This window comes from Enterococcus sp. DIV0756 (assembly GCF_051710745.1).
In the GTDB taxonomy this organism is placed as follows: Bacteria; Bacillota; Bacilli; order Lactobacillales; family Enterococcaceae; genus Enterococcus_A.
Genome location: NZ_JBIOLF010000001.1, coordinates 2182762 through 2208425, shown reverse-complemented (window position 1 = coordinate 2208425; position 25664 = coordinate 2182762). Strand labels below are relative to the sequence as shown.

Below are 25664 nucleotides of genomic sequence, written 5' to 3'. Positions count from 1 at the left end.
AATACTTTACAAATAGAAACCGAATACTCATGTTTCTTTCCATTTGGATAGTCTATGAGTGTTCGGCTATTTTTTTGTCTGGCGCAGGAAAGAAGAAATCTTTGAACTGCTAGTAGGAAAGCAAATGTAGTTTGTGTTAAAATATGGCTATCTTAAATGCGAGGAAATGAATTTTTATGAAATTATTAGCGATGGATACATCCAATCAAACCTTAGCTGTGGCAGTCCTGGATGACGAAAAAGTATTAGCTCATTTTCAATTAAATCGAAAAATGAATCATAGCTTGACATTGATGCCGGCAATCGAATCGGTGATGCAGGCAAGCGGATTAAAACCTACTGATTTGGATCGAATCATCGTTGCTAAGGGGCCGGGTTCATACACAGGTATCCGAATTGCAGTAACGACAGCAAAAACGTTGGCTGAAACATTGAAAATCGAATTAACAACTGTTTCCAGTTTGGCTGTGATCGCAGCGAATGCTCAGACGGATAAATGGATCGTCCCAATAATGGATGCGCGCCGAAACAATGTCTATGCAGGAGTCTATCGTTGGGAAAATCAACGACTAGTGAGTATTTTAGCGGATCAACATATTTCATTAATGGATTTGTTGGAGCACATTAAGGAGCCCGCGGTTTTCATTGGAGAAACGCATAAATTTAAAGAACAGATTGAAACAGCGTTACCAACTGCGGTCATTTCTGAATCAGATGAACAAAATCTACCTAATGGAATCGTTTTAGGAAAATTAGGCTTTCTTGCAGAACCAATCAAAAATATCCATGGACTAGTACCGGAATATTTGAAACGAGTGGAGGCAGAAGAAAAATGGTTGGAGACACATCAACCAGGAGACAGTAACTATGTTGAAAAAATTTAGCGGATTAGTAAAAACGATTCTTTACGGTAAACAATATCCGTTCACCTCTAAGAATGTGATTTTATTTGAAGAAGAATATTTATTAAGAAGAATTATTGACCAAGATATCAAGGAATTGATTGCTCTAGAACGTGATGTTTATTTTGGAGAAACGCCTTGGACAAAAAGCGCATTTCTGTCAGAGATTCATTCACCAATCCCTCATCTTTATATTTGTATGGTCACTAAGCAAGAAGAAATTGCTGGTTTTATCGGCAGCCGTTTGATTGGCAATGATACGCATATTACCAATATAGCGGTAGCCACTGCGTTTCAAAACCGTGGAATTGGAAGACTATTAATTGACGAAGTAGAAAAATTCGCTATAATGAACGATTGTGAAACTCTTTCTTTAGAAGTTCGTCTCAGTAATACTGACGCGCAACGTTTATATCGACGACTAGGATTTTCAGCGCGCAATATCCGTAAGAATTATTATACTGAGAATAATGAGGATGCTTTAGATATGATCAAACGGTTGGAAGTGAATTAGTTGGAAGATTTAGCAAAACGATTCTGGGAAATCAGTCAAACGGCATACACGTTTGAATCTCCTTGGAGTGCAGAACAATTTGCCAGTGATATCAAGCAGACCCATAGCCATTATTTTACTGAAGAATCGAAAATTGTAGCTTTTATTGGGTTTCATCAAGTATGTGATGAGATCGAAATCACAAATATTGCTTCTGAAAGAAAAGGTCAAGGTTATGGTAAAAAATTAATGGAACGTTTGATAACCCATGCAAAATCGCAGGAAATCGCGAGTATTTTTTTAGAAGTACGTGCTTCGAATCAGGAGGCGCGTCTTTTTTACGAAAAGTTCGGCTTCCAAGAAATTGGAGTCCGGAAAAATTATTATCAGAATCCGATAGAAGATGCGGTACTGATGCTTTTGAAAGTAGGAGATCCGAATGAATGAATCAGAACTTATCTTGGCAATTGAAAGTAGCTGTGATGAAACAAGTGTTGCGGTGATTGAAAATGGCGAAAAAGTTCTATCGAATATTGTTGCTTCACAAATCAAAAGTCATAAACGGTTTGGCGGAGTAGTTCCTGAAGTTGCTAGTCGTCATCATGTTGAACAAATTACGATTTGTATTGAAGAAGCACTGACCGAGGCGAATGTAGTACCAACAGACCTTCGAGCAGTGGCAGTAACTTACGGACCAGGACTTGTTGGGGCCTTATTAATCGGTTTAAGTGCAGCTAAGGCTTTTGCATGGGCGAATGATTTACCGCTATTACCGGTCAATCATATGGCAGGTCACATTTATGCGGCACGCTTAGTTGAACCATTGCAGTTTCCTTTGATGGCGCTACTTGTAAGTGGCGGGCATACAGAGTTGGTTTATATGGAAAAAGATGGTTCGTTTGAAATTATTGGTGAAACTCGTGATGATGCAGCCGGGGAGGCTTATGATAAGGTTGGCCGTGTGCTGGGCTTAAGTTATCCTAGTGGAAAGGAAATTGATGAGTTGGCCCATCAAGGGAACGACACGTACAATTTTCCTCGCGCCATGATTAAAGAAGATAATTTTGATTTTAGTTTCAGCGGATTGAAAAGTGCATTCATCAATTTGACTCATAATGCAGAGCAACGAGGGGAAGACTTAGACAAAAAAGACTTAGCTGCAAGTTTCCAAGCTAGCGTGGTTGAAGTATTGGTTACGAAGACAATCAAAGCATGTAAAACATATCCTGTGAAACAATTGATCGTTGCTGGAGGCGTGGCAGCGAATCGAGGATTACGTGGAGCAATGGCTGCTACGATTAGTGAGGAATTACCTGATGTGAAATTGATTGTGCCACCATTACGCTTATGTGGTGATAATGCAGCCATGATTGGTGCGGCGGCCCATATTGAATTAAAAAAACATCATTTTGCAGGAATGAGCTTGAATGCGAATCCGAGTTTAGCCTTTCAACACATTTAGTAGTTTATTGTAATAAACTGAAGAAGTATTTATCAGTTTTTAATAGTTCAAATCTTTATGTATAACAAGATCAAAAAAAACAGCTAATAATAATTTAGCTGTTTTTTTTGATACTGAAATTCCACAGACTTTTTCAATTTAGAGAACAGGTTGATTTTAAATGATTTCCCAGCGTTGCTTATACTCTTTTCTAGCTAGACTATTAATCAATACTTTGGAACAAAATCTTAGGATTAATTTAAATGCTTTCCTGATTGTTTATAATAGTTTTTTTAGTGTAAAGGCGCTGTCAATGGACAGCGAGATACAAGATAAATTAAATGTATTACGCAGGAAGTCAGTTTGGGTGGCTTCATTCACACTATCAATAGTTCTTCTTGGTTTATTGGATATCTTTCCTGCAATGCTTTGTAAGCTGAATCAAATTATCTAAATAATTCATAAATAAGCTTGATACTTTCATTTTATTCCGTTATTATGAATAAAAATGAGATAAATCCAATAGTTCCGAATGAATATTCAAAAATGGAGGAGTTAAAATGATGAGTGTCTTTCAAGGGAAAAGTTTTCTAAAGGAAATTGACTTTACAAAAGATGAGCTGCTGTATTTAATCGAATTTGCAGCACATTTAAAAGAATTGAAGAAACAAAATATTCCGCATAAATATTTAACCGGGAAAAATATTGCACTGCTATTTGAGAAAACCTCTACTCGTACACGTGCAGCCTTTACGACAGCAGCTATTGATCTAGGGGCTCATCCGGAGTATTTAGGTAAGAATGATATTCAATTAGGTAAGAAGGAGTCTGTCGAAGATACAGCAAAAGTTTTAGGTAGTATGTTTGATGGCATTGAGTATCGCGGATTCTCGCAAATAGCAGTCGAAGGATTGGCAGAACATAGTGGTGTGCCCGTATGGAATGGTTTGACTGATGCTTGGCATCCTACGCAAATGCTCGCCGATTTTTTAACAATCAAGGAACATTTTGGAAAATTAGAGGGTCTAACTTTAGCCTATGTAGGTGATGGGCGGAATAATGTTGCCAATTCACTACTAGTTACTAGTGCAATTTTAGGTATAAATATTTCAATCGTAACCCCAGAAGAATTGTTTCCGAAACAAGAGTTGATCACGTTAGCCAAAGAATATGCGTTCGAGTCCAAGTCGAAAGTTTTAGTAACAGCAGATACTGATGAAGGGGTTAAACAGGCGGATATTATCTATACGGATGTGTGGGTTTCTATGGGTGAAGAAGCTGCGTTTAAAGAACGAATTGATTTGCTTTTACCTTATCAAGTTAATCAGAAACTTATGGCGAAAACGGAAAAAAACGAAACGATCTTCTTACATTGTTTACCAGCCTTTCATGATCTTGAAACGCAAGTAGCTGAGGAAATCAAAGAAAAATATGGATTATCTGAAATGGAAGTCACAGATGAAGTATTCCGTTCCGAGAATGCATTACAATTTCAACAAGCGGAAAATCGGATGCATACGATTAAAGCAGTTATGGCGGCAACTTTAGGAAATTTGTTTATTCCTAAGGTATAAAAATATCCTTCCTGACTAGTCAGATGAAGAATTTTCTGTTAATATAAATGCCAGATAATTATTTCATCGATGAAAAAGAGAAGTCTATGGATTGTTTTATAGCGAGTTCGGGCAGGTGAGAGCCGGATAAACAGAAATAGAGGGCGCACTTTTGAGGTGAATCGGCAGCTACCGTTATAGCCTAAGCTGGTCGTTTACGACAATAAGAGTGGTACCGCGGGAAATCTCGTCTCTGATGTATTTATACATCAGGGGCTTTTTTTGTGAGTATTTTTTTCTATTAGCGAATCTTATAAGCGGAAAACCAGTCTTATATTTTAATTGTTGAAAGATGAGTCACACAATCGATAGTAGTTGTACTAAAATCAAGGAGGAATTCAGATGAATAATAAAGAAATCGTAGCACAAGCAGTCTTTGAAGCAGTCAAGGAAAATCTAACCTTGCTAGAAGTCGAACGTTTATTGGAAAATCCTAAGTCAGTGGATCATGGGGATGTAGCCTTTCCGACATTTGCTCTAGCAAAAGTTTTCCGTAAAGCACCGCAGCAAATTGCAGCAGAGTTAGCGGAGCAAATTAATCCTGAAGCATTTGAGAAAATCGAAGTGGTTGGACCGTACTTAAATTTCTTCATGAAAAAAGAAGTGATTTCAAGTATGGTTCTGAAACAGATCGCAAAGGAAAAAAACCATTTTGGTGATAGTACTATCGGTAATGAGGGCAATGTTACTATTGATATGTCTTCACCCAATATTGCCAAACCCATTTCCATGGGACATTTGCGTTCGACCGTTATCGGGAATTCAATTAGTTTGATTTTGAGTAAAATAGGCTATCATCCAATCAAAATCAATCACCTAGGTGACTGGGGGACCCAATTTGGGAAGTTGATTGTTGCCTATAAAAAATGGGGTTCAGAGGAAAAAGTTAAAGCTGAACCAATCAACGAATTACTCCGTCTATACGTTGAATTCCATGAAAAGGCGGAAGAAGAACCTGAATTAAATGATGAAGCTCGGGCTTGGTTTAAGAAATTGGAAGAAAATGATTCGGAAGCATTAGAACTGTGGAAGTGGTTCCGCAGCGAATCATTGAAAGAGTTTAATAAAATTTACGGCATGCTAGAAGTTGACTTTGACTCATATAATGGCGAAGCATTTTATAATGACAAAATGGATGAAGTTGTAACTTTGTTGGAAGAAAAACATTTATTGCAAACCAATGAAGGGGCAGAAATTGTTGATCTTGAAAAATATGATTTGAATCCTGCGCTAATTAAGAAATCAGACGGTGCAACCTTATATATCACCCGTGATTTAGCAGCGGCACTTTACCGAAAACGTGAATATAATTTTGTTAAATCACTGTACGTTGTGGGAAATGAACAAAGCGGACACTTCAAACAATTAAAAGCGGTATTGAAGGAAATGGATTTTGATTGGTCGGATGAAATGGTTCATATTCCATTTGGTCTAATTACCAAAGATGGAAAAAAATTGTCCACTCGTAAAGGAAAAATTGTTCTATTAGAAGAGGTTCTAAATGAGGCAAAGGATTCTGCGCTTGCTCAAATTCAAGAAAAAAATCCAGACTTACCTGATAAAGAAGAAGTAGCCCATCAAGTAGGAGTTGGAGCGGTAGTCTTTCATGACTTGAAAAATGATCGTTTGAACAACTTTGATTTCAATTTAGAAGAAGTCGTCCGGTTTGAAGGAGAGACTGGTCCATATGTACAATACACGCATGCACGTGCGATGACAGTTTTGGAAAAAGGAAACTTCACTGCCGATCCAGAAGCAGTCTATGCATTAAATGATCCTGATAGTTGGGAGATTATTAAATTGCTACAAAGTTACCCAGAAGTCGTAATGCAGGCAGCGGATCAATACGAACCATCTGTGATTGCAAAACATTCAATTAAGTTGGCTCAAGCATTCAATAAGTATTATGCCCATACGAAAATCTTAGTTGAAGATGATCAAAAAGAGGCTCGTCTAGCACTTGTATATGCTCTAACAGTAATCCTAAAAGAGGATCTACGTTTGCTGGGTGTTCATGCACCAAATAAAATGTAATTTTTTATGATAGAAGAAAAGGAAGTTGCGAAGAGTTATCTTGCAACTTCCTTTTTGGTTTTCAATGTTTTTTGCTGAAACAATAGGCTGTATGCTATACTTTGAGGAAACTAAAGGTGTCAAGACATATGGAGGAATATTGATGAAAAGAATTCTTTTAGGATTAGCTTGTTTAGGATTAATTGTAATCCTAGCAGCATGTGGTCAAAGTCAGGCTGAAAAGAACGCAGGAAATGAAGATGTTAAACAAAAGATTGCCTTGATTTTAGGGTTTGGCGGTGTCGATGACCGTTCATTTAATCAAGCAGGATGGGAAGGATTGGAAAAATGGGGAAAAGAAAAAAGCCTGAAACCCAAAAAAGAGTTCACCTATCTTGAAACAAACGATCCACAGGAAAACAGCACAAATATCAATCAGGCTGTTGAGAATGGTTTCACTACCATAATCAGTTTAAGTTATTTACAGGCAGATGCGATTAAAGAAGCAGCTGAACAAAACCCCAATCTTAATTTTGCATTGATTGATGGAGAGATTTCAAATAAAAAAAATATCGTTTCTGCAACATTTAAAGATCAGGAAAGTGCTTATTTAGCAGGCTTAGCGGCAGCATATAGTACGAATAAGAATCAAGTTGGGTTTATCGGTGGTATGGAAGGTCCTGTAATTCAGCGCTTTCAAAGTGGTTTTGAGGCAGGTGTTAAAGCTGGAGCTAAAGAGTTAGGAAAAGAAATTTCAGTTAATGTGCAATATGCAGCTTCTTATGATGCCCCAGATAAAGGAAAAGTTATCGCGGCGGCTATGTATAAAGAGGGGGCAGATATACTATATCAAGCAGCCGGAAGCACAGGAGCGGGTGTTTTCCAAGAGGCAAAGGCCCAAAATGAAAACGACAAAACTAAGAAAGTCTGGGTAATTGGAGTAGATCGCGATCAAACAGATGAAGGAAATTATCGTATGGCAAATGGAGAAACGGGGAATTTTACTCTGACATCTACTAAGAAAAATGTTGGGGCAGCGGTAACTGAAATTGCTGAAGCTTCTTATGAGAATACCTTTCCCGGTGGAGAGCATTTGGAGTTCGGGTTGAAAGAAGGTGGAGTGGATCTCACAAAGGGGCAATTATCCGAAGAAGCCTACCAAGCGGTTACAAAGGCTAAAAAGCAAATTATTGATGGTGAAATAACAATACCTGAAAAATAGTAAAACGCACTCCCATATACTTTTTGGGAGCGCGTTTTTGATGATAAAAGATTTTAACCTTATTATATTAAGAGAAAATTGATTGCTGCGTAGGGTCTTGCAGAAAAGCAGCAACTTGTTGTGCATCTTCAGGTGTTCTTGAAATAATAATAATGGTGTCGAAACTCGCCATCGTCGCAACGATCAATTCACTCGATAAATCATCCAGTACAGATGCTAATAGATGTGCATTGTCCGGCAGAGTACCAACGATTGTCATAAATTGAACGGTATCAATTTTTACGATAACGTTGTTTGTCATGCGAATGAGACGTTTAATATCATCATCTTCAGTAGCAGGCTGTTGTTCTTGAAATAACTCAAATCGTGGGTTGCCAGCTTCATCAATCGTTTTGACAATTTTTAAATCTCGGATATCTCGTGAGATAGTTGCCTGTGTAGCAGAAGCTTGATATTGATGTAAATACGCCATCAATTCATTTTGGTTTCGAATCGAATTTTCAGAAATTATTTTTTTGATTAGTTCGTGGCGATCTTTTTTTCGCATAAAAAAACTCCTTAATTTGTATAATGGTAACTTAGCAAAGGTTTCTATAAATTGATTGAATGTTCTAGATAGTGCCATTCATCAATGTAGTTAATCTTTTTAGTTTGAAAGAAAATGATAATTATGCATTCAGTATAGCAGAAAAAGATTTTTTAAACAGTATTCCTTACTAAATATTAATCAGCGTAAAGTGAAATAAAAAAGATTGATTTATTAAAAAGAGTCTTGTATAATTACTAATTGTGTGTGGGAGACTATGCATAAAAAAATCCACATTCTGGCTTGATTTATAAGGCGGTGCTGCATGTCAGTTCCTTATAAAGAAGAGAGCAGAAGAGGAAAACAAAAACCAATTGGAGGAAACACAAATGTCAGTATTGTCTATGAAACAATTACTAGAAGCCGGCGTACACTTTGGTCACCAAACTCGTCGCTGGAACCCAAAAATGAAGAAATATATCTTCACAGAAAGAAACGGAATCTACATCATTGACTTACAAAAAACAGTCAAATTAGTAGATGCTGCTTACGATTACATGAAAGATGTTGCTGAAGATGGCGGCGTTGCATTGTTCGTAGGTACTAAGAAACAAGCTCAAGAAGCAATCAAAGAAGAAGCTATCCGCGCTGGTCAATACTATGTAAACCACCGTTGGTTAGGCGGAACTTTAACTAACTGGGATACAATCCAAAAACGTATCGCTCGTTTGAAACAAATCAACGCTATGGAACAAGACGGTACTTTCGAAGTATTGCCTAAAAAAGAAGTTGTTGGCTTGAACAAAGAACGTGAACGCTTAGAAAAATTCTTAGGCGGTATCGCTGATATGCCTCGCATCCCTGATGTTATGTATATCGTTGATCCTCGTAAAGAACGTATTGCTGTTCAAGAAGCTCAAAAATTGAACATTCCAATCGTTGCTATGGTTGATACGAACTGCGATCCTGATGAAATCGACGTAGTAATTCCTTCAAATGATGATGCTATTCGTGCCGTGAAATTAATCACTGCTAAAATGGCTGATGCTTTCATCGAAGGGAACCAAGGTGAAGACCAAGTAGCAGAAGCAGACTTCGTTGCTGAAGATGGCGGACAAGCAACTTCAATCGAAGAAATCGTTGATGTAGTAGAAGGCGACAACGCTTCTACTGAATCAGCTGAATAATCTCGTAGCATATGCTGCTTCAAAGTAAATATTTTCCTTTGAAGCAGCTTTTTTAGAAAATCTAAGGAGGCCCTTAAAATGGCAGACGTAACAGCTAAAATGGTAAAAGAACTACGCGACATGACTGGCGTAGGGATGATGGATGCGAAACGTGCATTAGTAGAAGTAGAAGGTGACATTGAAAAAGCTGTTGATCTTTTACGCGAAAAAGGTATGGCTAAAGCAGCTAAGAAAAATGACCGTATCGCCGCTGAAGGTTTAGCTTCAGTTGCAATCCACGGAAATACTGCTGCAATCGTAGAAGTGAATTCTGAAACAGACTTCGTTTCTAAAAATGAAATGTTCCAAGACTTAGTGAAAGAAATCGCTGCATTAGTAGCTGAAAACAAGCCTGCTGATATGGACGCAGCAATGAAGTTAACGAACGCTAAAGGCGAAACTCTTGAAGCTGCTTTGATCGAAGCAACACAAGTTATCGGTGAAAGAATCAACTTCCGCCGTTTTGAAGTTGTTGAAAAAGACGACAACGCTGCATTTGGTGGCTATTTACACATGGGCGGACGTATTGCTGTTTTAGCTCTATTGAACGGCACAACTGACGAATCAGTTGCAAAAGACGTTGCGATGCACGTTGCAGCTATCAACCCTCGTTATGTAAATGAAAGCCAAATTCCAGAATCAGAATTAGAACACGAAAAAGCAGTTCTAACTGAACAAGCATTGAACGAAGGCAAACCAGCGAATATCGTTGAAAAAATGGTTATTGGCCGTTTGAACAAGTTCAAAGCAGAAATCGCTTTGGTTGACCAACCATTTGTTAAAGATCCTGATATGACTGTTGAAAAATATGTATCTTCTAAAGGTGCTACAGTTGCAAGCTTCGTTCGTTTCGAAGTTGGCGAAGGTATCGAAAAACGCGAAGATAACTTTGTTGAAGAAGTTATGAGCCAAATCAAAAAATAATCCTGTTTCTAAAAACAGTCGGGAACGCACGATAAAAAGTGCGCTCCCTTTTTTTAAGCAAATTCAAATTTGACTGGCTTCAAAGACAGAGTATGCTAAAATATCAATAGAGTGACAGTGGAGGTATTGAGATGAATGAACCAAAGTATAAACGTGTAGTATTAAAACTCAGTGGAGAAGCCCTAGCCGGCGACGAAAAGTTCGGTATTAATCCACCTGTAATTTCAGAAATCGTGGAAGAAATAAAAGAAGTTCATGATTTAGGAATTGAAATGGCGATAATTGTTGGTGGTGGAAATATCTGGCGTGGACAAATCGGGGCACAAATGGGAATGGAACGTGCGCAAGCGGACTATATGGGAATGCTTGCAACGGTGATGAATGCGTTAGCTTTACAAGATGCACTAGAAAATATCGATGTACCAACGCGCGTTCAAACATCAATCGAAATGCGTCAAATTGCTGAACCATACATTCGTCGTAAAGCGGAACGTCACCTTGAAAAAGGCCGGATCGTGATTTTTGCCGGCGGAACAGGGAATCCTTACTTCTCAACAGATACAACAGCGGCCTTAAGAGCAGCGGAAGTGAATGCTGACGTGATCTTGATGGCTAAAAATAACGTCGATGGTGTTTATTCGGCTGATCCAAAACTTGATGAAAATGCTGTGAAATACGAAGAATTGACTCACTTAGACGTGATCGCTAAAGGATTGCAAGTCATGGATTCGACAGCAAGCTCATTGAGTATGGACAATGATATTCCACTAGTTGTCTTTAATTTAAATGAAGCAGGAAATATTAAGCGAGTTGTACTCGGTGAAAACATCGGGACGACGGTAAGGGGGAAATAACATGGCAGATGCAGTAATGAATGAAGCAAAAGACAAAATGAAAAAGGCTCAGGAAGCGTTACAACGTCAACTAGGTCAAATCCGTGCTGGACGTGCAAATGCGAGTTTACTTGACCGGATCACAGTTGATTATTACGGTGTACCAACACCTGTTAACCAAATGGCATCGATCACGATTCCAGAGGCACGAGTATTAATGGTCACACCATTTGATAAAAATATGATTAACGATGTAGAAAAGGCTATTTTAGCCAGCGACATTGGTTTGAACCCAGCGAATGATGGCAACGTGATTCGCCTGGTAATTCCTCAATTAACGGAAGAACGCCGGAAAGAATTAGCTAAAGAAGTTAAAAAAGAATCAGAGGGTGCAAAAATCGCTGTTCGTAACATTCGTCGTGATGCGATGGACGATTACAAGAAACAACAAAAAAATGGTGATCTTACGGAAGATGATCTACGCAATATGGAAAAAGACATTCAAGCATTGACAGATGATAACATCAAAGCAATTGATGGGATTGTCGCTGAAAAAGAAAAAGAATTATTAGAAGTATAATTCACGATTAAAAGTCTGAAGAGTAAATCTTCGGGCTTTTTCTTTTGTCAATGTGCAGAATAGATAATTCATTGAAAAAGCCTAAAGGTGTTTAATTTTCATAGGAATAACAGGAATTTATTGTTATAATGGCAGATGACTTTTCATAATTACTTTTAATTGGTTATCTTAAATAAAGGAGGGAAAAATATGGTGTTGCGCTTTTTTCCACAAAAACAAAAATATACACCAGAAGAATCATCCTTCGTTTTTGATCCTGAGGGTGCTATTCCGAAGCACATAGCAATTATCATGGATGGAAACGGTCGTTGGGCGCAAAATCGTCGTTTGCCGAGAATTGCTGGACATAAAGAAGGGATGGAAACGGTCAAAAAGGTCACCAAGCATGCAAATCGATTAGGTGTAAAGGTTTTAACCTTATATGCTTTCTCCACTGAGAACTGGAAGCGACCAGAAGAAGAAGTGAATTTTTTAATGCAACTTCCTGTTGATTTTTTTGATACTTTTGTACCAGAATTGATTGAAGAAAATGTTCAGGTTCACGTGATGGGCTATGAAGAATATTTACCTGCTCATACACAGGATGCGGTGAAACGCGCCATCGAACAGACTGCCCAAAATGATGGATTAGTATTAAACTTTGCCTTGAATTACGGCAGTCGTGCTGAAATTATCACGGCAATTCAGGAAATGGCTCAAAAAATTAAAGAAGATGAGCTTACAGTTGAAGAAATCAATGATGATATTGTTGGAGATCATTTGATGACAGGCTTTTTATCAAAAGATTTGCGTGATCCGGAGCTTGTAGTACGTACGAGCGGGGAAGAGCGAATTAGCAACTTTTTACTTTGGCAGTTAGCTTATAGTGAGTTGTATTTTACCAAAGCTTTGTGGCCAGATTTTGATGGAAATCATTTAGAAGCAGCTATTGCTTCATTCCAACAAAGAAATAGACGCTTTGGTGGGCTGAATAAGGATGATAGCTCTACAAAGTAATATTCGTAATAATAAATTTATCTTTGAAAAATGAGTGTTTGAGTTAGTAATAAGGAGGATACAGCATGAGGCAGCGAGTCATTACTGCAGTCGTAGCATTGGCAATCTTTATTCCGATTCTCTATATCGGTGGGATTGCGGTTGAAATAGCAGCGGCAGTTTTAGCAGGAATTGGTGTTTATGAATTATTTCGGATGAAAGGACTTGCGATTCTAAGCTTTGAAGGCGTGCTTTCGATTTTAGGTGCAGCTTTCCTAGTTTTACCAGCAGAACGGTGGATGCCGTTTTTAAGTGGCGGGAATAGTAATTTTCTTTTATTTTATTTAACAGTGATGATTATTTTAGGTTTTTCAGTCGTTTCGAAAAATACGTATACGATTGATGAAGCCGGCTTTCCTGTAGTGGCAAGTCTATATGTTGGGGTAGGATTTCAAAATTTAGTTACCGCACGAGCGGAAGGCTTGCCTATTTTACTTTTTGCATTCTTTGTTGTCTGGGCGACAGATATCGGGGCTTACATGGTGGGCCGTCAATTTGGTAAGCGCAAATTATGGCCAGAGATTTCTCCAAACAAAACAATTGAAGGTGCACTTGGTGGGATTGCTAGTGCCGTTGTTGTAGCTGTGGTATTTTTCTTGGTTCAACCAGGAATTTTTCAACATAACCTGGTGACAATGATCCTCTTCACAATTGTTTTTTCAGTAGTTGGTCAATTTGGTGATTTAGTAGAATCGGCGATCAAGCGACATTATGACGTGAAGGACTCTGGTAACATCTTACCAGGTCATGGCGGGATTTTGGATCGTTTCGACAGTATGCTATTTGTTTTTCCGATGATGCATTTGCTAGGAGTCTTTTAAAAAGAAATGTAATACTTTTTCATAACCATAATTATTGCAAGAATGTTTGATTAGTTTTAACTAGTGGAACATGGGAAAGCGATGTTTTCAGATTATTAGGATTAAAAGATTGAACTAATAGCTTTAAGCAATCCACGTTATAGAAGGTAAATTAGCTTTGGGTTTAACCCGGAGCTTTTTTAAATTTTCTATGAAATAATCAGTAAAAGAATAACTTGTTGACAGACTATGATAAACTAACCCTAAGAAACTAATGAAGGTAGGAGAATTATGCGTACGATTATTACGTTTTTAATCGTTTTTGGTGTCCTAGTGATCGTTCATGAATTTGGACATTTTTTCTTTGCGAAACGTTCAGGAATTTTGGTTCGAGAATTTTCGATCGGAATGGGTCCAAAATTGATTGCTCATATGGGGAAAGATGGAACAACTTATACATTACGACTGTTACCGATCGGTGGTTATGTGCGAATGGCCGGTCTTGAAGACGAAGAGACGGAATTGAGTCCAGGTATGCCATTATCGGTTGAACTGACTCCGAAAAATGAGGTACAACGAATCAATGTCAGCAAAAAAGTTCAGCTGCCTAATAGTATTCCTATGGAACTGATTTCTGCTGATCTTGTTGATGATTTAGTCATTAAAGGGTATGTCAACGGTGATGAAAGCCGAGAAACAACCTATAAAGTTCAACATAATGCTACTGTGATTGAAGAAAATGGGACAGAAGTTCGGATCGCACCACGGGATGTACAATTCCAATCGGCAAAGTTAGGGTCACGTATTTTGACGAATTTCGCCGGACCAATGAACAACTTTATTTTAACTGTCGTACTATTTATCGCGTTGGCCTTTTTACAGGGTGGTGTCGCGGTTTATGATACAAATCAAATTGGTGAGGTACAGGAAAATAGTCCAGCGGCTGTGGCCGGCTTAAAAGCTAATGATACAATTCTATCAGTTGATGGGAAGAAAATTTCTTCGTGGGATGATCTGACCAATACAGTTACCAAAAAGCCAGGAAAAGAACTGACTGCAGTTATAGAACAGAATGGTAAAGAGAAGACTGTTCAAATGACACCAAAGACGATAAAAAGCAATGGTGAAAAGGTTGGTCAAATCGGAGTCGGACCTTATATGAAAACAGGCTTTGGTGATAAAATCGTAGGTGGTTTGACACAATCCTGGGATATGGTTAAGAGAATTTTCGGTGCATTAGGCTCTCTCTTTACTGGCTTTAGTTTAGATAAACTAGGTGGTCCTGTGATGATGTATCAAATGTCAGCTGAAGCATCTCGTGCTGGAATCAAAACAGTTATTTATTTAATGGCATTACTTTCAGTTAACTTAGGAATTGTTAATCTATTGCCGATCCCTGCTTTTGATGGGGGCAAGATCTTGCTGAATCTGATTGAAGGGATTCGAGGAAAACCGCTTGATCCAGATAAAGAAGGCATGATTACTATGATTGGTTTTGGATTTATCATGTTATTGATGATTCTGGTCACGTGGAACGATATCCAGCGTTTCTTCTTTTAAAAGAAAAAGGATCGAAATTTTTTCGATCCTTTTTCTAATGCAATCATAAAAAAAAAAAGGTATACTGGAACATACTTGAAAAAGTGAAGGAGATGTCATTTTGTCTAAAAATCGTGAATTATTCGAAAATTTATTACGACAAATTGAATTAGCTGAGATAGAGCAACAACATCCAGTGATCCAAGCGTCAGAGATCAAGGAAGTAGTTGTTCATGAAAAGTCGCGTGTGTGGGAGTTTTTTATTCAAACACCGCAAATTATGTCGGCAAAATTGTTTTATACGTTTCATCAAAAACTACAAATTGCTTTTCAATCGATCGCGAAAGTGAAATTACATATCATACCAGAAGATAATCAGTTTGAAGAAGAGCTTCTGCAAAATTATTGGCAACTAGCTTTGAGTGAACAAGATTGTGATACGCCGCTGGTCAAACAAGTTTTAAGTAAAACCTTACCTGTCATTCAAGACAAACGGATTGTTTTGCTAATTGACAATGAAACGGTGATTCCATTTTTAAAGCAGCAATATTTGCCATTAATTGAGGACAATCTAGTTTCATATGGTTTTCCGCATTTACGAATTGATCCTGAAGTTGACAAGGAGCAAGCGGATAAAAAGCTTCAAGAGTTCGAAGTGCGAAAACAAGAACAAGCGCAAGCAATGCAAGAACAAGCAGCAGCAAGTTTAGCTCAATATGAATCGAAGAAAAAAGAACAGAAGGAAAGTGCTGCTCATTTCGATGGACCAATCCAAATGGGACGCAATATACCTGCGGATGAATCGATCACTCCAATGGGAAATATTATTGAAGAGGAACGACGCATTACAATTGAAGGATTTATCTTTGACAAAGAAGTCCGTGAGTTGCGATCGAAAAGGAAGATTCTAATTCTAAAAATGACGGATTATACTTCATCTTTTGTTGTGAAGAAATTTTCTAATGGCGAAAAAGATGAAGCGATTTTTGAAGCAATCGCAAATAATAGTTGGATTCGCGTTCGCGGTAGTGTCCAAGAAGATACCTTTATGCGAGATCTTGTTATGAATGCGCAAGACATTCAAGAGGTGAAACATCCAGAACGTCAGGACACAGCGAAAGAAAAACGCTCGGAATTACATTTGCATACGAATATGAGTACGATGGATGCAATCAACAGTGCCAGTGATTTAGTAGCGCAAGCCGGAAAATGGGGACATAGAGCGATCGCGATTACAGATCATGGCGGCGCACAGTCATTTCCTGAAGCCCACGCTGCAGGAAAAAAAGCAGGTGTGAAGATTCTTTATGGTGTTGAGGCAAATGTTGTTTCTGATGGTGTACCGATTGCTTATAACGACGCACATGAATCGTTAACAGACGCTACTTATGTTGTATTTGACGTAGAAACTACCGGTTTATCTGCTGTTTATGACACAATCATTGAATTGGCTGCAGTTAAAATGCACAAGGGGAATGTCATTGATACCTTTGAAGAATTTATCGATCCAGGTCATCCGTTGTCTGAAACAACAATTAATTTAACTGGAATTACCGATGAAATGGTGCGAGGATCAAAGCCAGAAAAAGAAGTCATGGAGCTGTTTGAAAAATTTTGCGAAGGCTCGATTTTAGTCGCCCATAATGCAACATTCGATATTGGTTTCATTAATACAACATATGTCCGTCATGATATGTCCGAAACTCCAAACCCAGTCATCGATACATTGGAACTGGCTCGTTTCTTATATCCTGAATTCAAACGTTTTGGCTTGGGTGTTTTGACTAAGAAATTCGGTGTAAATCTGGAACAGCATCACCGCGCGGTATATGATGCAGAAGCGACTGGACATTTGGCTTGGATATTTGTCAAAGAGGCAATTGAAAAACATGGAATGAATTACCATGATCAGCTGAATGATCATGTTGGTGAAGGGGATTCGTATAAACGAGCTCGTCCATTCCATGCAACCATCTTAGCCAAGAATCAAGCAGGCTTAAAGGACCTGTTCAAACTGATTTCTATGTCAAATGTAGAATACTTTGAACGAGTACCGCGAATTCCGCGTTCGCAATTAAATAAATTAAGAGAAAATCTTTTGATAGGCTCTGCTTGTTCACAAGGTGAAATTTTTGAAGCCATGATGCAAAAGGGTGTCGAAGAAGCGAAAAATCGTGCCGCTTTTTATGACTATATCGAGGTAATGCCTAAGGCCGTGTATGCGCCTTTGATCGAGCAAGAATTAGTAAAGAACGAAGCGGATTTAGAAGATATTTTACGGAATCTTATACAAATTGGTAAAGATTTAAATAAGACGGTTGTCGCTACGGGTAATGTTCATTATTTGAACAAGGAAGATGCTATCTACCGAAAAATTCTGATTAGTTCGATGGGAGGAGCTAATCCGTTGAACCGTCATAGTTTACCGGATGTTCATTTCCGTACAACAGATGAAATGTTACAAGCTTTTAGTTTCTTAGGTCCTGAGCTAGCAAAAGAGATTGTCGTGGATGGCCCCAATGCGATTGTTGACACGTGTGAAGAGGTTATTCCAGTTAAAGATGATCTATATACACCAAAAATCCCTGGTTCGGAGGAAGAAATCAAGACTCTGAGTTACAATAAAGCACGAGAACTTTACGGCGATCCATTGCCAGACATTATTGAGAAACGTTTAGAGAAAGAATTAACTTCGATCATCGGTAATGGCTTCTCTGTTATTTATTTAATTTCACAGAAATTGGTGCATAAGAGTAATCAAGATGGCTACTTAGTAGGTTCTCGTGGATCCGTTGGCTCGAGTTTTGTAGCTACGATGACCGGGATCACAGAGGTTAATCCATTACCGCCACATTATTATTGTCCTGAATGTCAGTACTCCGAGTTCTTCGAAGATGGCTCTTATGGTTCTGGTTTCGACATGCCGGAGAAAGCCTGCCCTAAATGTGGTGCTCGATTGAACAAAGATGGTCATGATATTCCATTTGAAACTTTCTTAGGATTTCACGGAGACAAGGTTCCCGATATTGATTTGAACTTTTCAGGGGACTATCAGGCAGAGGCTCATAACTATACCAAGGTTCTATTTGGTGAGGACTATGTGTATCGTGCCGGAACGATCGGTACAGTGGCAGATAAGACAGCATATGGATTCGTAAAGGGATATGAACGGGATCATAACTTGCATTTCAGAAATGCTGAAGTTGATCGTCTAGCAAAAGGTGCCACAGGAGTTAAGCGAACAACGGGGCAGCATCCAGGGGGGATCATCGTTATTCCGGACTATATGGATGTTTATGACTTTACACCGATTCAGTATCCGGCAGATGATCAAAATTCGGAATGGAAAACGACCCATTTTGATTTCCATTCGATTCATGATAACGTCTTGAAACTTGATATTCTTGGACACGATGATCCGACAGTGATTCGCATGTTGCAAGAATTATCGGGTGTTGATCCTAAAACGATCCCAACCGATGATCCAGAAGTTATGAAGATTTTTGCTGGACCACAAGTTTTAGGTGTAGAAGCTGATCAAATTTATTCGAAGACTGGAACTTTGGGAATTCCAGAGTTTGGTACCCGTTTTGTTCGCGGGATGTTAGAAGAAACAAGTCCTACGACTTTTGCTGAACTATTACAAATTTCTGGTTTATCTCACGGTACTGATGTTTGGTTAGGAAATGCCGAAGAATTAATTAGCCGCGGTGAAGCGAATTTAGCAGAGGTAATCGGTTGTCGGGATGACATCATGGTGTATTTGATCCATGCGGGCTTAGACAGCGGAATGGCCTTCAAAATCATGGAGACTGTTCGTAAGGGTCAATGGAATAAAATTGACGATGACTTACGTCAAACGTATCTAACTGCGATGAAAGAGAATAATGTACCCGATTGGTACATTGATTCCTGTTCGAAAATTAAATACATGTTCCCGAAAGCCCATGCGGCAGCTTATGTGTTGATGGCGTTGCGGGTGGCGTATTTTAAAGTATATTTCCCGATCCTTTATTATTGTGCCTATTTTTCTGTTCGAGCGGATGATTTTGATTTAGTTGCGATGGCTAAAGGAAAAGACGCGGTGAAGGCCGCAATGAAGGCTATTACAGACAAAGGAATGGACGCCTCTACAAAAGAAAAGAATCAATTAACAGTTTTGGAATTGTGTAATGAAATGCTGGAACGGGATTTCCATTTCGGTATGATCGATCTATATAAATCAGATGCCCAAGATTTTGTGATTGATGGAGACACGTTGATTGCTCCTTTTCGTGCTGTACCGGGTCTTGGTTTGAACGTAGCTAAACAAATAGTAGAAGCACGTAAAGATGGCATCTTTTTATCAAAAGAAGATTTGGCTTCACGTGGGAAAGTTTCAAAAACCTTGATTGAATACATGGATACTCATGGTGTCTTGAAAGATCTACCAGATGAAAATCAACTTTCATTATTTGATATGTAAAGAAAAAGATAAATTCAGCACAAAAATGAAAGGAAATTCCATCATGAAAATGACAAGGTTGAATTTTCAATAGAGTTGTGTTAATATAACAATGTAATCATAGACTGATGGTGAGTGAGCGGATTTTTCGCTCACTCTTTTTAATGGAGTAAAGGAGGCTGACAGTTTGAGCAGTGTAGTCGAAACAGTGACTGACTTAGTTACACCAATCTTGGATGAACAGAATTTTGAGTTAGTTGAAGTTGAATTTGTCAAAGAGGGGAAAAGTTGGTTTTTAAGAGTATTTATTGATAAAGAAGGCGGCATTGATATCGAAGAATGTGCCTTTGTTAGTGAAAAGCTTAGTGAAAAGCTGGATTCAATCGATCCTGATCCGATCCCACAAGCGTATTTCCTTGAAGTTTCTTCACCAGGGGCCGAACGTCCATTGAAAAAAGAAGAAGATTATCAAAAAGCAATGGGAGAATATATTAATATTTCTCTTTATCAAAACATTGATGGCGAAAAACAATATCAAGGTTTTTTGAAAGATCTGACTGAAGATGAACTAACACTAACTGTTAAAATAAAAACGCGAACAAAAGATATGGTTTTCGAACGTAAAAATATCGCCAAAGCGCGTTTTGCCATCGAATTTTAAGTGGAAAGTAGCGTGGATTATCCTTAGTTAGGGTGTCCGTTTCATTTTTTGAAGTGAACTATTTTCTATTATTATAGTGGAAGAATAGACATGGTGAAATCAAACTTATTTTTCTTTGAAAAATAGATTGGTCAGTTTTACTTTTTGCGTTAGCAAATTAGTAAAAGGGTATGCGTACGAGATTCTTAAGAATTTTTATGTAAAAAAATTCATCCGTTAATAACGAGCTAGCCTTTATATATAGTGATTTATTTAAATAGGTGGCATAGCGAATTTTAAGAATAGATGTTTTAGTATGAACTAGGAGGAAAGTTAACATGAGTAAAGAAATGCTGAATGCGTTGGATACTCTAGAAGCAGAAAAAGGTATTTCGAAAGAAATCGTGATTGATGCATTAGAAGCAGCATTAGTTTCTGCTTACAAGCGCCATTATGGTCAATCGCAAAATGTTGAAGTGGAATTCAACGAGAAGAAAGGTGACATTCATGTATACGCCGTGAAAGAAGTTACGGAAGAAGTCATGGATTCGCAATTAGAAGTTTCTCTGAAAGATGCAATGGAAATAAATCCAGCGTATGAAATCGGAGATACGATCCGTTTCGAAGTAACACCTAAAGACTTCGGTCGAATTGCTGCTCAAACAGCGAAGCAAGTCATCTTGCAGCGTGTACGTGAAGCTGAACGCAGCATCATTTACAACGAATACAGCGCCTACGAAAAAGACATCATGCAAGGTGTGGTAGAACGACAAGATAATCGTTATATCTATGTAAACTTGGGTAAGATTGAAGCGGTTCTTTCAAAACAAGACCAAATGCCAAATGAACACTACAAACCTCATGACCGTATTAAGGTGTATGTTTCACGAGTAGAAAATACGTCAAAAGGTCCTCAAGTATTTGTAAGTCGTAGTCATCCAGATTTATTACGTCGTTTATTTGAACAAGAAATTCCAGAAGTCTATGATGGAATTGTAGAAATCGTCAGCATAGCTCGCGAAGCTGGAGATCGTGCGAAAGTAGCTGTTCGTTCTACTGACCCTAACATTGATCCAGTCGGAACCTGTGTGGGACCTAAAGGACAACGTGTACAGGCAATTGTGAATGAACTAAAAGGCGAAAATATGGATATTGTTGAGTGGGATGAAGATCCAGCGGTATTTATCGCAAACTCTTTAAACCCTGCGCAAGTTGAAGATGTTATCTTTGACATTGATAATCCAAAAGTTTGTACGGTTGTCGTACCAGATTACCAATTATCATTAGCTATCGGTAAACGGGGGCAAAATGCTCGATTAGCTGCTAAGCTAACTGCTCACAAGATTGATATCAAATCTGAATCGGATATGGAAGATTTTTATGAAAACTATGACGAGTCAGAAGTAGAAGAAATTGTTACTGAGGTTGAAGAAATTACTTCTGAAGTAGAAGCAATCGAAACGGAAGTAGAAGACATCGAATCAGAAGCAGAAGTAACAATGGATACGATGATCGAAGATGAAGAAAATATTGTTTCCGATCAAACAGATCAATAATTTATTAGGAGGACAGCAAATGAAAAAAAGAAAAGTTCCTTTGCGAAAGTCGGTTGTTTCCGGTGAAATGTTCCCCAAAAAAGAATTGATTCGCATCGCTAAGTCCAAAGAAGGAGAGGTTTCCATTGATCCTTCAGGTAAGAAACCGGGCCGTGGTGCCTATGTCGCGCTAGAACCAGCCGAGGTTGAAGAAGCGTGGAAAAAACGCATTTTAGACCGTACACTCGGCATTGATTTAAGTGATGAATTTTATCAAGAACTACTTGATTATGTGAAACACCAAAAAGCCAGAAAAGAGCTCTTCGGCAATGAATAAACAGAAGGCCTTGAACATGTTAGGCCTTGCAATGCGTGCAGGCAAACTGATCACAGGAGAAGAAATGACCATTAATGAGATTCGCAAAAGGAAAGTGAGTCTCGTAATCGTCACTACTGATGCGAGTGAAAACACTCAAAAGAAAGTATCAGATAAAAGTAAGTATTATCAAACGACATGTTTTGTCGAATTTACTCAAGGGGAGATTTTAGGCGCAATTGGTAAGCCGAGAAAAGTAATCGGAGTTTTAGACCAAGGTTTCGCTGACAAAATTATGACGTTAATAACAGGTTAGGAAGGTGATTGCATGGGAAACAAAAGAGTATACGAATTTGCCAAAGAAGTGAATCAATCAAGTAAGGATGTTGTAGAAAAAGCACAAACTTTAGGGATTGATGTAAAAAATCATATGGGTTCATTATCTGGAGACGATGAATCAAAATTGAAAAAAGCTTTTTCTAGCAAACCGAAACAAACAACTCAGGCAAAACCATCAGCTAACCAGCACGAAAAACCAAAATTCCATGGAAAGAGCTCAAAGAACAACCCAAATTTCCAGAATAGAAAAGGAAATAAAGACTTGACACAAAATAATAGACAAAACAACTCAGCGAACGTAAACCGTTCAAACCAAGGACAACAACGTCCAACACAAGGCAACACAAACAATGCACAACGCCAAAACCAGGGACAACAACGTCCAGCACAGGGTAGTGCAAACAATGCGCAACGTCAAAATCAAGGCCAACGTCCAGCGCAAGGTGCAGCAAACAATGCACAACGCCAAAATCAAGGCCAACAACGTCCGACACAAGGCAATACAAACAATGCACAACGCCAAAATCAAGGCCAACAACGTCCGACACAAGGTAGTGCAAACAATGCGCAACGCCAAAACCAAGGACAACGTCCAGCACAAGGTAGTGCAAACAATGCGCAACGCCAAAACCAAGGACAACAACGTCCAGCACAAAGTAGTTCAAATAATGCACAACGTCAAAACCAAGGCCAACGTCCAGCGCAAGGTTCGGCAAACAATGCGCAACGTTCAAATCAAAGTGGTTCGAATCAAGGCGGCAACCAAAACCGTGGTAAGAGCAACTATGGTAATCAAAACCGGAACAATAGTTTTGGCGGTAATCAAAATCGCAATAAAAACAAATTTAATAAAAAAGGTAAAAAGGGCAGACAGCAACAAAGTAACAAACCTGCTGTTCCACCACGTAAATTCCGTGAATTACCAGAGGTCTTAGAATACACTGAAGGTATGAATGTAGCAGACATCGCGAAGAAGATTCACCGCGAACCAGCTGAAATCATCAAAAAGTTATTTATGATGGGCGTTATGGTTAACCAAAATCAACCGTTAGATAAAGATACGATTGAGCTATTGGCTACTGATTACGGAATTGAGCCACAAGAAAAAGTAACTATTGATATTGCAGATATTGATCGTTTCTTCGAAGTAGAAGATGTGAATGAAGAAAACTTAGTATCTCGTCCTCCAGTTGTAACGATTATGGGACACGTTGACCACGGTAAAACGACATTATTAGATACTTTACGTCATTCTCGTGTAACGAGCGGTGAAGCAGGCGGTATCACACAGCATATTGGTGCTTACCAAATCGATATTGACGGCAAACCGATCACTTTCTTGGATACACCAGGACACGCAGCATTTACAAGTATGCGGGCACGTGGTGCAAGTATTACAGATATTACGATCTTAGTCGTAGCGGCTGATGATGGTGTGATGCCACAAACAATCGAAGCTATTAATCATGCGAAAGCAGCGAAAGTGCCGATCATCGTGGCAGTTAATAAAATTGATAAACCAGGTGCTAATCCTCAACATGTTATGCAAGAATTAAGTGAATATGAATTAATTCCAGAAGCATGGGGCGGCGATACAATCTTTGTAGAGATTTCAGCGAAATTCAACCAAAATATTGATGAATTGCTAGAGATGATTCTATTAGTTGCTGAAGTGGAAGATTTGAAAGCTGATCCAACACAACACGGAATCGGAACAGTTATTGAAGCTCGCTTGGATAAAGGAAAAGGACCAGTTGCAACATTACTTGTTCAACAAGGTACGATGAGAGTCGGTGATCCAATTGTTGTCGGTAACACCTATGGTCGTGTTCGTGTAATGACGAATGATATTGGTCGTCGTGAAAAAGCTGCTGGACCGGCTACACCAGTTGAAATTACTGGATTGAATGATGTTCCTCAAGCGGGTGATCGTTTTGCGATCTTTGAAGATGAAAAAACAGCTCGTGCTGCTGGGGAAGAACGTGCGAAACGTGCGTTGCTTGAACATCGCAGTGCAAGTGCACGTGTAACACTAGATAACTTGTTCGAGTCACTTAAAGAAGGTGAGTTGAAGGAAGTTAATGTAATCATTAAAGCTGACGTACAAGGTTCTGCTGAAGCTTTAGCAGCTTCATTGAAGAAAATCGATGTTGAAGGCGTACGTGTAAAAATTGTCCATTCAGCTGTAGGTGCAATTAACGAAAGTGATGTTACTTTAGCTGCGGCAAGTAACGCGATCATTATTGGGTTTAATGTACGTCCTACACCACAGGCGAAACAACAAGCATCAACCGAAGAAGTAGATATTCGTTTACACCGAATTATCTACAAAGCCATCGAAGAAATTGAAACAGCGATGAAAGGTATGCTTGATCCTGAATACGAAGAAAAAATCACTGGTCAAATGACTGTACGTGAAACGTATAAGGTTTCTAAAGTTGGCACAATCGCCGGCTGCTACGTTAATGAAGGATCTATCCAACGTGATAGCGGAGTACGTATCATTCGTGATGGTATTGTCATTCTTGAAGGAAAACTTGCCAGCTTGAAGCGTTTCAAAGATGATGTGAAAGAAGTTAAGATGGGCTATGAATGTGGTGCAATGATCGAAAACTTTAACGACATCAAAGTTGATGACGTAATCGAAGGCTTCGTTATGGAAGAAATCAAACCAAAATAATTTATCTTTTCCGCTATGTATTTTTAATATGTAGCGGAATAACTCTCGGTGTGAAAAATAAATCCACTAGTATGAACAAGGGAGGCATTCGTTATGCCAAATTATCGCGACCGTCGTCTTGCTCAAGAAATTTTAAAGGAAGTCAACGACATCTTACGGAAGAAAGTTCGTGATCCGCGAGTTCAAGACGTGAATATCACGGATGTGCACGTCACTGGAGACTTGCAGCAAGCGACCATTTATTACAGCTTATTGTCTGATAAAGCTTCAGATAAAGAAAAGGCGCAAGAAGGTTTGAACAAAGCACGCGGATTGGTTCGTCGTGAACTAGGCCAAGCTTTGTCAATTTATAAGACACCGGAATTATTTTTTGAACTGGATGAATCAGTTGAATATGGTTCTAAGATTGATCAAATGATCCGTGACTTAAATAAAGAATAAATTCGTTAGAACCTGAAAAGATTTTCGGGTTCTTTTTTGCATTATTGAGCAAATCCTGTTAAAGTGTATGCAGTTTGTAAAAAGTCCTTTTGCTGGATATTTTCAAGGAGGCAAAGTCTAAA

The 25664-nt window shown here is 38.6% G+C and carries 22 protein-coding genes; 21 read left to right on the top strand and 1 reads right to left on the bottom strand.

Translation table 11 applies throughout. The features are described from left to right. Window positions 1–176: 176 nt before the first annotated feature. The 7 genes from tsaB to IGI44_RS10680 all read left to right on the top strand — a co-directional run bounded on the left by tsaB (window position 177) and on the right by IGI44_RS10680 (window position 7684). Window positions 177–884 (top strand): tRNA (adenosine(37)-N6)-threonylcarbamoyltransferase complex dimerization subunit type 1 TsaB, encoded by a 708-nt coding sequence (gene tsaB, locus IGI44_RS10710; RefSeq protein ID WP_438787721.1) that lies wholly within the window; start codon window positions 177–179, stop codon window positions 882–884. After that, window positions 868–1416 carry a ribosomal protein S18-alanine N-acetyltransferase gene (gene rimI, locus IGI44_RS10705; protein WP_438787720.1) on the top strand — a complete coding sequence of 183 codons (549 nt, stop codon included), beginning with the start codon at window positions 868–870 and terminating at the stop codon, window positions 1414–1416. Before tsaB ends, rimI (IGI44_RS10705) begins: the two co-directional genes overlap by 17 nt. Then, window positions 1417–1842: a ribosomal protein S18-alanine N-acetyltransferase gene (rimI, locus tag IGI44_RS10700; protein ID WP_438787719.1), complete on the top strand. Its 426-nt coding sequence runs from the start codon at window positions 1417–1419 to the stop codon at window positions 1840–1842. Next, window positions 1835–2857, top strand: a complete 1023-nt coding sequence (gene tsaD / locus IGI44_RS10695; protein WP_438787718.1) for a tRNA (adenosine(37)-N6)-threonylcarbamoyltransferase complex transferase subunit TsaD — start codon at window positions 1835–1837, stop codon at window positions 2855–2857. The genes rimI (IGI44_RS10700) and tsaD overlap by 8 nt, the downstream gene beginning before the upstream one ends. A 539-nt stretch (window positions 2858–3396) precedes the next feature. After that, window positions 3397–4410 (top strand): ornithine carbamoyltransferase, encoded by a 1014-nt coding sequence (argF, locus tag IGI44_RS10690; RefSeq protein ID WP_438787717.1) that lies wholly within the window; start codon window positions 3397–3399, stop codon window positions 4408–4410. Between the two features lie 381 nt (window positions 4411–4791). Further along, window positions 4792–6483: an arginine--tRNA ligase gene (gene argS, locus IGI44_RS10685; protein WP_438787716.1), complete on the top strand. Its 1692-nt coding sequence runs from the start codon at window positions 4792–4794 to the stop codon at window positions 6481–6483. A gap of 142 nt (window positions 6484–6625) precedes the next feature. Continuing rightward, on the top strand, window positions 6626–7684 hold the full coding sequence (locus tag IGI44_RS10680; protein ID WP_438787715.1) for a BMP family ABC transporter substrate-binding protein: 1059 nt from the start codon (window positions 6626–6628) through the stop codon (window positions 7682–7684). A gap of 67 nt (window positions 7685–7751) precedes the next feature. Here the strand turns inward: IGI44_RS10680 and IGI44_RS10675 are convergent, their stop codons facing one another. Next, window positions 7752–8231, bottom strand: coding sequence for an arginine repressor (locus tag IGI44_RS10675; protein WP_438787714.1), 480 nt, complete (start codon window positions 8229–8231; stop codon window positions 7752–7754). A 368-nt stretch (window positions 8232–8599) separates the two neighbouring features. Between IGI44_RS10675 and rpsB the strand changes: the two genes are divergently transcribed. From rpsB to rbfA, 14 genes are all read left to right on the top strand, one after another. Beyond that, a complete protein-coding gene (gene rpsB / locus IGI44_RS10670) occupies window positions 8600–9397 on the top strand; it encodes a 30S ribosomal protein S2 (protein WP_438787713.1) in 798 nt (265 codons plus the stop codon). Window positions 9398–9475: 78 nt separating this feature from the next. Then, on the top strand, window positions 9476–10360 hold the full coding sequence (gene tsf, locus IGI44_RS10665; protein ID WP_438787712.1) for a translation elongation factor Ts: 885 nt from the start codon (window positions 9476–9478) through the stop codon (window positions 10358–10360). 131 nt (window positions 10361–10491) lie between these two features. After that, entirely contained in the window at window positions 10492–11214 is a 723-nt protein-coding gene (gene pyrH, locus IGI44_RS10660; RefSeq protein WP_438787711.1) for a UMP kinase, read from the top strand. Window position 11215: 1 nt separating this feature from the next. Beyond that, window positions 11216–11773 carry a ribosome recycling factor gene (frr, locus tag IGI44_RS10655; protein ID WP_438787710.1) on the top strand — a complete coding sequence of 186 codons (558 nt, stop codon included), beginning with the start codon at window positions 11216–11218 and terminating at the stop codon, window positions 11771–11773. 192 nt (window positions 11774–11965) lie between these two features. Further along, window positions 11966–12769, top strand: coding sequence for an isoprenyl transferase (locus IGI44_RS10650; protein WP_438788972.1), 804 nt, complete (start codon window positions 11966–11968; stop codon window positions 12767–12769). Between the two features lie 65 nt (window positions 12770–12834). Further along, window positions 12835–13629 carry a phosphatidate cytidylyltransferase gene (locus tag IGI44_RS10645; RefSeq protein ID WP_438787709.1) on the top strand — a complete coding sequence of 265 codons (795 nt, stop codon included), beginning with the start codon at window positions 12835–12837 and terminating at the stop codon, window positions 13627–13629. A 270-nt stretch (window positions 13630–13899) separates the two neighbouring features. After that, window positions 13900–15168 (top strand): RIP metalloprotease RseP, encoded by a 1269-nt coding sequence (gene rseP, locus IGI44_RS10640; RefSeq protein WP_438787708.1) that lies wholly within the window; start codon window positions 13900–13902, stop codon window positions 15166–15168. Between the two features lie 100 nt (window positions 15169–15268). Continuing rightward, window positions 15269–19612 (top strand): PolC-type DNA polymerase III, encoded by a 4344-nt coding sequence (locus IGI44_RS10635; protein WP_438787707.1) that lies wholly within the window; start codon window positions 15269–15271, stop codon window positions 19610–19612. Window positions 19613–19778: 166 nt separating this feature from the next. Beyond that, window positions 19779–20252, top strand: coding sequence for a ribosome maturation factor RimP (rimP, locus tag IGI44_RS10630; protein WP_438787706.1), 474 nt, complete (start codon window positions 19779–19781; stop codon window positions 20250–20252). Window positions 20253–20569: 317 nt separating this feature from the next. Then, window positions 20570–21787: a transcription termination factor NusA gene (nusA, locus tag IGI44_RS10625; RefSeq protein ID WP_438787705.1), complete on the top strand. Its 1218-nt coding sequence runs from the start codon at window positions 20570–20572 to the stop codon at window positions 21785–21787. Between the two features lie 19 nt (window positions 21788–21806). Continuing rightward, window positions 21807–22103 carry an RNase P modulator RnpM gene (rnpM, locus tag IGI44_RS10620; RefSeq protein WP_438787704.1) on the top strand — a complete coding sequence of 99 codons (297 nt, stop codon included), beginning with the start codon at window positions 21807–21809 and terminating at the stop codon, window positions 22101–22103. Then, a complete protein-coding gene (locus IGI44_RS10615; RefSeq protein WP_216410345.1) occupies window positions 22096–22398 on the top strand; it encodes a L7Ae/L30e/S12e/Gadd45 family ribosomal protein in 303 nt (100 codons plus the stop codon). The genes rnpM and IGI44_RS10615 overlap by 8 nt, the downstream gene beginning before the upstream one ends. Before the next feature lie 12 nt (window positions 22399–22410). Then, window positions 22411–25101: a translation initiation factor IF-2 gene (infB, locus tag IGI44_RS10610; RefSeq protein ID WP_438787703.1), complete on the top strand. Its 2691-nt coding sequence runs from the start codon at window positions 22411–22413 to the stop codon at window positions 25099–25101. Between the two features lie 93 nt (window positions 25102–25194). After that, window positions 25195–25542, top strand: coding sequence for a 30S ribosome-binding factor RbfA (gene rbfA, locus IGI44_RS10605; protein ID WP_438787702.1), 348 nt, complete (start codon window positions 25195–25197; stop codon window positions 25540–25542). Window positions 25543–25664 lie beyond the last annotated feature (122 nt).

Coding starts and splice junctions, on each gene's coding strand:
- rimI (WP_438787720.1), top strand. CDS start 868: ATGTTGAAAAAATTTAGCGGATTAGTAAAAACGATTCTTTACGGTAAA.
- IGI44_RS10645 (WP_438787709.1), top strand. CDS start 12,835: ATGAGGCAGCGAGTCATTACTGCAGTCGTAGCATTGGCAATCTTTATT.
- tsaB (WP_438787721.1), top strand. CDS start 177: ATGAAATTATTAGCGATGGATACATCCAATCAAACCTTAGCTGTGGCA.
- rseP (WP_438787708.1), top strand. CDS start 13,900: ATGCGTACGATTATTACGTTTTTAATCGTTTTTGGTGTCCTAGTGATC.
- IGI44_RS10675 (WP_438787714.1), bottom strand. CDS start 8,231: ATGCGAAAAAAAGATCGCCACGAACTAATCAAAAAAATAATTTCTGAA.
- pyrH (WP_438787711.1), top strand. CDS start 10,492: ATGAATGAACCAAAGTATAAACGTGTAGTATTAAAACTCAGTGGAGAA.
- infB (WP_438787703.1), top strand. CDS start 22,411: ATGGGAAACAAAAGAGTATACGAATTTGCCAAAGAAGTGAATCAATCA.
- nusA (WP_438787705.1), top strand. CDS start 20,570: ATGAGTAAAGAAATGCTGAATGCGTTGGATACTCTAGAAGCAGAAAAA.
- frr (WP_438787710.1), top strand. CDS start 11,216: ATGGCAGATGCAGTAATGAATGAAGCAAAAGACAAAATGAAAAAGGCT.
- IGI44_RS10680 (WP_438787715.1), top strand. CDS start 6,626: ATGAAAAGAATTCTTTTAGGATTAGCTTGTTTAGGATTAATTGTAATC.
- argS (WP_438787716.1), top strand. CDS start 4,792: ATGAATAATAAAGAAATCGTAGCACAAGCAGTCTTTGAAGCAGTCAAG.
- IGI44_RS10615 (WP_216410345.1), top strand. CDS start 22,096: ATGAATAAACAGAAGGCCTTGAACATGTTAGGCCTTGCAATGCGTGCA.
- tsaD (WP_438787718.1), top strand. CDS start 1,835: ATGAATGAATCAGAACTTATCTTGGCAATTGAAAGTAGCTGTGATGAA.
- rpsB (WP_438787713.1), top strand. CDS start 8,600: ATGTCAGTATTGTCTATGAAACAATTACTAGAAGCCGGCGTACACTTT.
- rnpM (WP_438787704.1), top strand. CDS start 21,807: ATGAAAAAAAGAAAAGTTCCTTTGCGAAAGTCGGTTGTTTCCGGTGAA.
- rbfA (WP_438787702.1), top strand. CDS start 25,195: ATGCCAAATTATCGCGACCGTCGTCTTGCTCAAGAAATTTTAAAGGAA.
- tsf (WP_438787712.1), top strand. CDS start 9,476: ATGGCAGACGTAACAGCTAAAATGGTAAAAGAACTACGCGACATGACT.
- argF (WP_438787717.1), top strand. CDS start 3,397: ATGATGAGTGTCTTTCAAGGGAAAAGTTTTCTAAAGGAAATTGACTTT.